General features: G+C 49.6%; 3 protein-coding genes. 1 reads left to right on the forward strand and 2 read right to left on the reverse strand.

Going from position 1 to position 9,943, the window contains the following annotated elements; translation table 11 throughout:
* Positions 1-8: 8 nt before the first annotated feature.
* Together P6910_RS15730 and P6910_RS15735 are read right to left on the reverse strand one after the other, a co-directional pair.
* Entirely contained in the window at positions 9-2,861 is a 2,853-nt protein-coding gene (locus tag P6910_RS15730) for a hypothetical protein (RefSeq protein WP_317142230.1), read from the reverse strand.
* Between the two features lie 265 nt (positions 2,862-3,126).
* The gene (locus P6910_RS15735) at positions 3,127-7,932 is read right to left on the reverse strand and encodes an NAD-glutamate dehydrogenase (protein WP_317142231.1); all 4,806 of its coding nucleotides are present in this window, start codon (positions 7,930-7,932) and stop codon (positions 3,127-3,129) included.
* A 1,048-nt stretch (positions 7,933-8,980) separates the two neighbouring features.
* On the opposite strand from P6910_RS15735, the gene P6910_RS15740 reads away from it, so the two are divergent.
* The gene (locus tag P6910_RS15740; protein ID WP_317142232.1) at positions 8,981-9,943 is read left to right on the forward strand and encodes a MoxR family ATPase; all 963 of its coding nucleotides are present in this window, start codon (positions 8,981-8,983) and stop codon (positions 9,941-9,943) included.

Below are 9,943 nucleotides of genomic sequence, written 5' to 3' on the forward strand. Positions count from 1 at the left end.
TCAGGTCTTCAGCTCATCATGAGTATTCCGTCTCGCCTACCAATTTCATCAGCGGTTATCTTCTGTTTGGCCTCAAGATCTGCCTGATGCTGAGCCGGATCAAATGGATAGGTATCTTTGGCCGTTTTGTGGGTAAAGTTTTGCAAATGCAGAATATTTTCCCTGGCACCGCTCAGTCCACTGCCAGTCATGAAATGAGAGCTGGCTGCAGCTTCACCGGCTACCGTCACTGCCAAATTATGTCCATGGGCTTTTTCGGTAACAACATTTTGTTTAACCCGTTGCTGGCTCAGCGGAAAGACCGAAGCAAACTTTTGATTCATTTTATCCGATGTGGCCCCCAATGACGTTGATCGATCAATTCCGTAATAATGGGCGACCGCCTGGAACCAGGCTTTTTGAACCATCTTGACCCCCTCTTTGGCTTTTTTCACAGCCCCTTCTGCAGTGAGGGGATCCAGTCTTGAACCCAGGCTGCTCAGCTCCTTCTGCAGAATTTCATCCTCCAGCTTTTTACAATACTGATCAAAGGGTTCTGGCAACTCCATGCCTATGTAAACCAGATCCTTGTTTTCAAAACAGCGGGTCTGCATACCCTGATCCAGAGTCAGGCGCTCCAACTCTGCCAGATCCTCCGGGACAACGGCACTTTTTATCGATTCATCAGGCTGTCGCAAAAAAAATAGCTCTCCCGTAAGCAGCTTGTTGAAGTGCTGATGAAAATCTTTGTTAAAGACCACCATCTCCCTGAAATCCTGAAAAGTGTTCTGCTTCTGGTTGGGTAATGCCTTGCCTTTCTTAACTACGTTTTTCCAATCGCCCACCAGCTCATCTCTGACCAGCTGTAACTCCTCACCTTTCTTACGTTCAAAGTTTACCAGGCCAACCCTGTTCGTCCTGCTCTTTTTGGAGAACGCCTTACCTTTGTTAAATTCCCAGCTACAGACACCGTATGGCTTGGCAAAACTGAACAGATGATCGGTCATGTATCTGCCTCGCAGCCTGCTATTTTTCCCGTCAGCACAGATCAGCATATCCACGGATCGGTGCTTAAGCGCTCTCCCAGGGGTGTAATCCTTTGTTTTGGACAGTTGTGCTGAATCATAAGCGGGGTTGTAACGGGCTCTGATCTGGTAACCCTCCTCTCCCGGCTCAATCCTTTCCAGCTCAAAAGCAACGATTCTTTCCAGACTCGAAGGCACCTCGCTATCACTGGTTTGCTCATTATTCCTTGCAATTAATTCGGCCAGTCGATCATGCAATACTTCTTCCAGACGATCAGTCGCTATCTCGCCAATGCCATCGGGATGGACAATGCCATTGCCTTCCCCTCCTTCGCCAAAGAGTTCATGGTAGTGTTCACCCAGATAAAACTTCAGCATGTCCATCCATTTGCGGTCCAGCCTGACTATCTGAACCTTGTCATATTCAGAACTTCTTTTCTCAAAGAGGGAAACGTTGGCACCGGCTTCGAATTGTGACAAGGCTAACATCAGTCCCGTGAGGCCAGCTCCTTCGATAGCTACCCGAGGGTGAGTTCTGGCATCATCATGTTGCTTAATCAGCCAGTCGAGCTGCGCCAGATCAATTTGCTGCCCTCTTAGAGTGCCGATTTCCTGAATCTTTAACAGCTTGACGAGATAATCCTTCTGACCACTCCATTGTTCAGGCTGCGACAGCAGATTCAGATCCCATCGTCTACCTGCCGTTAACTGGATATCAAGTAATACACGACGCGACTCTGCTATTAGCTGTCCTTCCTTCTGGCTCAACTCTTCACCGGCTTTCAGGCGTTCTTTGATACCCTCTAAATCCAACTCTGTGACTTCAGCACTCAGTCGATCCAATTTCCGGCACACCTGAGCTTTATCCTTGTGGAATTGAGTCTCCAGGTGAATAACTCTGCTGGTCAGATCAAATCGAGCTTTTAGTCCCTGATGACGGGACATGTCTTGAATAAAACGATAGCTTTTTTCCAGTACCAAATCTCTTGGACGGCCGTGAATGGATGGCCGTTCGACGGTGGCATTAAAAAATATTTGTCTCAGCAGTCCGGCCAGGACTTGTTCACGATCTGGCTTATATTCGTCACTCCAGGTTGACAATAGATCGAAATATTCATCCTGCGGCAGGCGTTCGCGAAAAGAGTGAACGATTTCCTCAATCACCTCAGTGACCAGATATTCGTAAGCTATAGGTTGACGGGTTTCTTTAAAATGCTGTTCCAGCTTCTCAAGATCCTGACGCGTTGGGCTGTTATGGGATATTCGGTCAGGATCAAGCAGCAGAGTCGTGTAGTAGCCTTTAATGGCATCACGGGCCTTGTATAGAGATACGGATGGAATGCTGTCGGTCAGTGTTGGAAAGGTATTTATTCCCTGCTCTGCCTCACTCAGTATCATTCTCATGGACTTAGACCTGTACAAGGCATCAAGACTTCTATCCTTTATCTCTCGCCTCTCGACATTACTGAAACCCGGAATAATCCCCTTGGCCACATCATTTACAAGACGTCTTCTGTCCTGTTTATCCAGACCTTTGTCGCCAAGAGCCAGCAACACCTGATCATGCAACAAAGCCTTTGCTTCGCGTTCCCGGGCTCTCTGCTCTCTTGCACGACGGGTGGGAGAAAAAAAGGCAATCAGTCTTTTGAGCAGGTTCTGACGGGGTTTGACGCTGACGACCTTTCTCCCCCTGAAAGTAACCGGAGAGTCCTTCACTTCTGCACCCGAAATGCCAGTGACTTCAACCCGGCCCGTTTTTCCTTTTCTATGAATATTCTCAAGCTCTGTGACGTTGCGCATCAAATCAGCAAACTGAGAACCCGCAGCTTTTGGCCCACCTGCGTTACCGTCACTCATTGCAATAGGCCTCCCTGCCTGAGTTAATAAGTGCAAACAACGAAAAAAAACATTTCTAGCAGCCTGTCGGACTTAAGCGTCCGTAGCGAGGATTGCAAGAAATTGAGGATAAAAATCTCTGTTTCTGAGGAGAATAGCGAGCTATTTGACGAAGAAACAGGGATTTTTAGACCAATTTATTGCAACCGCACGACTGCATGGATGCAGGAGCTAGAGCAACGCAGGAGCAGTTGCCGTGTAGGACAGTCTTAAGTCCGACAGGCTGCTAGCTCGCCTGAGCCAGCCCCATCAGCTCCCGATTGGCCACAGTAAACATCACCATTTCGTGCACACTGGCACTACGAATTTCGGATAACATAGCCTGCCAGCGAGCCACCAGCCCCTGGTGCTGCACCATCCATTCATCCAGCTTAAGAGTAAGGTCTTCCTCTTCACTGCCGGTATTGAGTAATGCAACCGTCAAAGCGATCTGCTGCCAGGTCAACTCGTCACGAATACTATTACGGGCTAATGACTGCCAGTGATTGGTAACCTCTATATTGCCCAACTGTGCGCTGTACCAGTTCAGCTCCAGTCGCTCACCCACTGCAAAGTAAGTCCGGGCGACCTTTTCTATAGGCTGCCCGGTCTGATCGGCGGCCTGAATAATTGACAGGGCACTCAACAGGTGTCTCAGGCTACAAACGACTTTGGCCAGATTTTTTGGCACCTGATGACTGATCATCTCAGCCATTTTGCTATCCAGTTCTTCTCTCTCGGACTCACTGAGGTATTCAGTAAACGACTCGATAAAGCTACTGATCAGTGGACCAAAATGTTCAATACACTCTGCTGCTACCAGATCCTGACGTTTGAGCCGGATAAACCAGCGGCTGGCACGACGGGTCAGTTTGATCAGCGACACCATCATTTTCTGCTGCACACTGCTGGGAATCTGGTTATCCATATTTTCGATGGCCTGCCAGTAATCAGAGATACCGAAAACCTCCCGACTGACCATAAAGGCCCGGGCAATCTCCGCCGCACTGGCACCGGTGGTCTGATGAACCCTGAGCACGTGAGTGATCCCCATCATGTCAATCATGTGATTAGCTGTCTGGGTGGCTACAATTTCCCTTCTCAGACGGTGTTGATCAATCTGTTCTGAAAACTTTTCTACCAGAGTATCAGGGAAAGAGGTATGCAACTCACGGGTCATGTAGGGCTCATCAATAACATCCGAACTGATCAATGCTTCCTTGAGGTCCGCTTTACTGTATGAGATCAGCAACGACAATTCCGGACGGGTTAACCCCTGACCCGCTGACAACCGTTCTGCAAGGGCTTCATTATCAGGCAGGAACTCAATAGACCGGTCAAGTTTGCCTTCCCCTTCCAGGTACTCCATGAAGCGCCGGTATTCATCCATGCGATTGCGGACTTCTAATTCTGCCAGGGAAAGCGCCTGAGTCTGGCGATAGTTATTGGAAAGAACCAGTCTGGAAACATCGTCAGTCATGCGTTCCAGTAATGCATTGCGCTGTTTCACGGTCATGTCACCACTGGCGACAATATCGTTGAGAAGAATCTTGATATTTACTTCGTGGTCAGAGCAGTCAACCCCGCCAGAATTGTCAATAAAGTCTGTATTCAGTGCGCCACCCTGCAGGGAATACTCAACCCTTCCCAACTGGCTGAGACCCAGATTACCACCTTCACCTACCACTTTGGCCCTGAGCTCACAGCCGTTGATACGCAGTGGGTCATTAGCCTTGTCACCCACATCGGCATGACTTTCATTAATGGCTTTCACATAGGTGCCAATACCACCATTCCAGATCAAATCGACGGGAGCCCTTAGCAGCGAACGTATCAATTCATTAGGCGTCATTCGACCTGCTTTGATATCAAAGCGCTCCTTCATTTCGTTTGATATCGTGACGGACTTGGCGTTGCGGGAGAAGATCCCACCGCCCTTGGAAATCAGAGACTTGTCATAATCCTGCCAGCTGGAACGGGGAAGATTAAATAACCTCAGCCGTTCAAGATAACTGCGTTTTACATCAGGGTTTGGATCCACAAATATATGTTGATGGTTGAAGGCAGCGACCATTTCCAATGTTTCAGAAGAGAGCATGCCGTTACCAAAAACATCCCCGGACATATCTCCGACGCCAATGACCGAGATGGGATCTTCCTGAACATTCACTCCCCGCTCACGGAAGTGACGCTGTACCGAAACCCAGGCCCCTTTGGCAGTAATACCCATTTTCTTATGGTCATAACCGACACTGCCTCCGGAGGCAAAAGCATCGCCCAGCCAGAAGTCGTATTCGTGAGCAATCTCATTGGCAACGTCTGAGAAAGTGGCGGTTCCCTTATCAGCTGCCACCACCAGGTAAGTATCATCATCGTCATAAAATACGACAGACTTCGGATGGATAACATCGGATTCAGAAAGATTATCAGTGATATCCAACAAAGCACGAATAAACGTCTGATAACAGGCCACCCCTTCTTCCATAATGGCTTCCCGATGACCATCTACCGGCAGCTGTTTGGCAACAAAACCTCCTTTGGCACCCACCGGAACAATCAGGGCATTTTTGACCTGCTGAGCCTTGACCAGACCCAGAACCTCAGTCCGGTAATCTTCCACCCGGTCAGACCAGCGCAGCCCTCCCCGCGCGACTTTGCCACCCCGGAGATGGATACCTTCTACCCTGGGCGAGTAAACAAAAATTTCGTAAAGTGGCGCTGGCTTTGGAATATCAGGAATTTCCCGTGGTGACAATTTATAGGAAATATACGACTTTGTATTACCATCACAATCAAGCTGGTAGAAATTGGTTCTCAGGGTGGCCATGATCACACTCTGAAAACGGCGAACAATCTGGTCTTCAGTGAGCACCGTCACCTGATCCAGAGCCTCAAGAATCGCTTGCTGAATCTGCTGCTGTCGTCCAAGCCGTTGAGAGTTGGACAGAGACAACTCAGGGTTAAAGCGTGTTTCGAACAAGGCCACCAGCATGCGAGTAATTTCTATATTGTTGCATAAGGTTTCAGCAATATAAGTTTGACTGAAACCCATCCGAATCTGTTTGATGTACCGGGAATAGGATCGCAGCATGGCTACCTGACGCCAGCTCATACCACAAGCCAGCACCAGCAGATTAAACCGGTCATTCTCAGCTTCCCCGAACCAGACCTTTTCAAATGCCTCCTTGAAGGTCTTGTCAACTTTCTGGATATCCATCGACTTTTGTGGGTCATAGCACAACAGAAAGTCATGAATCCAGATCAGCTGACCATCGCTCTTGCGAATCAGGTAGGGATACTCAGCCAGCACCCTCAGCCCCAGGTTCTCAATAATCGGGATCTGGTCAGCCAGTGGCAGTGGTTCGATATAGTGATACAGCTTGAAATGAATACGCCCAGGCTCATCGTCCAGAGAGCGGTAGAATCCCATAGACAGTGTTGATTTTTCATTGATGCGCTCAAAGTGTTCAACATCAACAACCGCTGACTCTGGCGAAAATGCCTCTTTGTAACCGGCAGAAAATCCTGAGGCATATCTGGCAACCAGTTGATTGCCCTTGGCTTCGCCATTGGATTCCAGAAGCGCTGAACGAAACTCATCAATCCAGGAGCGGGTGGCCAGGGTCAGCTCATCATTGATCGCCTCCAGATCATACTCAATTCGCCCACGCAGCTTGAATATAAAGTGCACCCTGGCCAGAACAGACTCGGAAAAATACGTGGTGAACTCCGAGTCAACCGCACAGAGCCGTCGGCAGAGAATCTCTTCCATCTTGAGCCGCAGGCTGGTGCTATAGACATCTCGGGGGACAAACACCAGTGCGGAACAAAAAGTGCCATAAGGGTCCTGACGGATATAGATCCGGATCTTCTTGCGCTCCTGAATCCTGAGGATGGACATTGCCGTGGTGAACAGTTGCTCTCTGGGTGTCTGAAACAGTTCATCACGGGGGAAAACTTCCAGAACCTGCTCCAGATCCTTGCCGTGATGACTTTTGGGATCCAGCTCGGAACGCTCAATCACTTCCCGGGCCTTGTGATTGATATAAGGTATCGAGAAAGGGCTCTGACGATAAACCGGAGAGGTATAGAGACCCACAATTCTGGTCTCACCCACCACCGAGCCATCCTCTGCAAATTGTCTTACCGTGATGAAATCGGGATAAGCGGGACGATGAACACTGGATCGGACAGCCGCCTTGGAGAAGGAAAGCCAGTCTTTCTGCTCAAAGAAGTCCTTTTCTATAAAAGGCTCCAGTTCGTGCTGACCGATTTCCCCCTTATGGGTGGTTCTCAAAAGTCCCAGCAATGAATCGGAAGGACGAATAATCTGGCGCTGACCTTCACTTTCTGCCACCCGGAGCTCTTCGTAACCGAGAAACGTAAAGTTGTTGTTCAACAGCCAGTTCAGAAACTCCTTAACCTGCTCTGCCTGCCCCCCGACCATAGAGCTTGCCAACTGCTCGACACGACTCGACATGGACCGGTAGTCTTCAACCACCCTGGCCACATCAGCCATCACCGCGGCCACCTGCTCGGCAACGGCCTCCAGCTCTTCTTCATTATCCTGACGATCAATCTCTACGAAGATAATCGCTTCCCTGTGAACCGTGGCCTCGGTGCTCATATCGAACACCAGGTTAAACTGGCTGTCCCTGCGGTTATGAATGACGGTATTGCGCAGGTTATGTATGGTCAAGCCACGCTCATTCAGTTTCATTCTGAGGGAGTCCACCAGGAAAGGCATATCCCGATGAATCAGTCTGAGTATGGTATGGGTTGAGTGCCAGCCATGGTGGGGATAATCCGGATTCAATACCTCTATTTCCGGACTGTCAGGATCATGGTGCTGGATAAACTTCCAGAACGAAAGGGTTGAGCCCAGAAGGTCCCGACGCCTGCATTTGTTCAACTCCCGTCGGATATCCATGGAATAGTACTGGTACACAAATTCACGAAGGGCTTCTTTCTGCTGTTCGGGTATCTGGCTGCTTAACTCCTCAATAATTTTGTCCAGATACTCCTTTCGTTCCATAGTCTCGCGATGACCCATTCTGGCATCTCCGGTTTAGAAATGTATAGCCAACGGCCGTTGACGTCCTTGTCAGCCTGAAAATGACTTCGTCAACAGCTTCTGAATAATAACGGTTGCGTTCGAGAAATCTTTTGGCAGGAATGAGCACAATGAACAGGTTTATAGCCTGAAAGGAAACTTTTCAGGGAAAGACGCTGTCTAAAAGTGAATTTACCCGACCTGTTACTAACTTATCGGCCTTTGCGCTTTTATAAAAGAGTCTGAAGTCACTCTGTCCAGAATTTGAAAAGAAGCTGTCAGATAACGGACAGCTTCCCGTGGACGACTAGACCTGAGCGACTACTGAACCTATATTACAGAGTCTCTACCTGAACTATAGGTAAAGGCCTTGGGCTTTGCCCAAATGGACTTTCAACAGGGTCAATTATGGATGGATCCGCTGACGAAGCTGAGTGCAACAGGTAGAACAGGGTGAACCGAAGCGGCTGACACTATCGAAGCCTTATAAAAGCAATCTTATAAAAGCAGTAAGTACTCAGCCATACGGAATCGAATATTTCTGACTTATTGGGCAGTTGCTCTGCAAGGCGCAACGACGGGAACATAGCAAGAAGCTATGTGACCAGAGTTGCAACGCAGCACGACTGCATGGATGCAGGAGCTAGGAGCCTGACCGAGAATAGCGCCCGTAGCGAGGACGGCAGAAAATTGAGGATGAAAATTCGGTTTTGTAAGGAGAATAGCGAGCTATTTGACGAACAAAAGCGGATTTTCAGACCAATTTGCTGCCGCCGCACGACTGCATGGATGCAGGAGCTAGAGCAACGCAGGAGCAGTTGCCGCGTAGGGCAGTCTATTCTCGGTCAGGCTCCTAGAGCAACGCAGGAGCAGTTGCCGCGAGTGCCTGAACAATGAGTCAGAAAATATGATTTCGTATGGTTGAGTACTTATGAATAAGGTATCTGTTGTCGCTGTTCGGATACGATAACGAACTCATATAATCACAGGCAGCTGTCAGGCATGTCCACCGCTCAGCCGCCAGAAGCTATCCGGGATTCAAGATTCTATGTCTAACAATTCAGTATTGAATGAACTCAGGCAATACCTGTGCAACAGTATTATCGGACAGGAGCACCTGGTAGACCGTTTATTGATTACCCTGCTGGCCGATGGACACTTGCTGGTCGAAGGTGCTCCGGGTCTGGCAAAAACCCGGGCCGTCAAGGCCCTGGCCGATGGTCTGGAGGCTGGATTCCACCGTATCCAGTTCACACCGGACCTGCTGCCGGCAGACGTTACCGGTACCGATATTTATACCCCGGAAGACGGTAGCTTCCGTTTCCAGCCCGGCCCTATCTTCCAGAACCTGGTGTTGGCCGATGAGATCAATCGCTCTCCTGCCAAAGTTCAATCCGCTTTGCTGGAAGCCATGGCTGAGCGCCAGGTCAGCGTGGGTCGAAAAACCTATCCACTCCCTAAAGTATTCATGGTCATGGCCACCCAGAACCCCATTGAGCAGGAAGGTACTTACCCTCTGCCGGAAGCTCAGCTGGACCGCTTCCTGATGCACGTCCGGGTCAGTTACCCCGATGTAGAGTCCGAGCGACAGATTCTCAGGCTCGCCCGAGGTGAAGCCATGAAACAGTCTCCGGCAAAACCGGTTACGCTCCTGAGCCAGGCTAACGTTCTGGCCGCAAGACAGGAAACCCTGGCGGTTCATATGGAGCCTGTGGTTGAGGAATACATCGTTCAGCTGATCAATGCCACCCGTCACCCTACCCTCTACAATGATCGTCTGGGTGAATACCTCGATTACGGTGCCAGTCCCCGTGGTACCATTGCCCTGGATCGGTGTGCCCGCGCCAGAGCCTGGCTTTACGACAGGGATTTTGTCAGCCCGGATGACGTGCAGGCGGTAGCCCACGATGTCCTTCGGCACCGTCTTCTGCTGAGTTTTGAGGCAGAGGCCGAAGGAAAAGACGCTGATCACATCATTGATCAGTTGCTGAACCTGGTTCCTGTTGCCTGA

The sequence above is a fragment of the Endozoicomonas sp. 8E genome, from assembly GCF_032883915.1.
In the GTDB taxonomy this organism is placed as follows: Bacteria; Pseudomonadota; Gammaproteobacteria; order Pseudomonadales; family Endozoicomonadaceae; genus Endozoicomonas_A.

Coding starts and splice junctions, on each gene's coding strand:
- P6910_RS15735 (WP_317142231.1), bottom strand. CDS start 7,932: ATGGGTCATCGCGAGACTATGGAACGAAAGGAGTATCTGGACAAAATT.
- P6910_RS15740 (WP_317142232.1), top strand. CDS start 8,981: ATGTCTAACAATTCAGTATTGAATGAACTCAGGCAATACCTGTGCAAC.
- P6910_RS15730 (WP_317142230.1), bottom strand. CDS start 2,861: ATGAGTGACGGTAACGCAGGTGGGCCAAAAGCTGCGGGTTCTCAGTTT.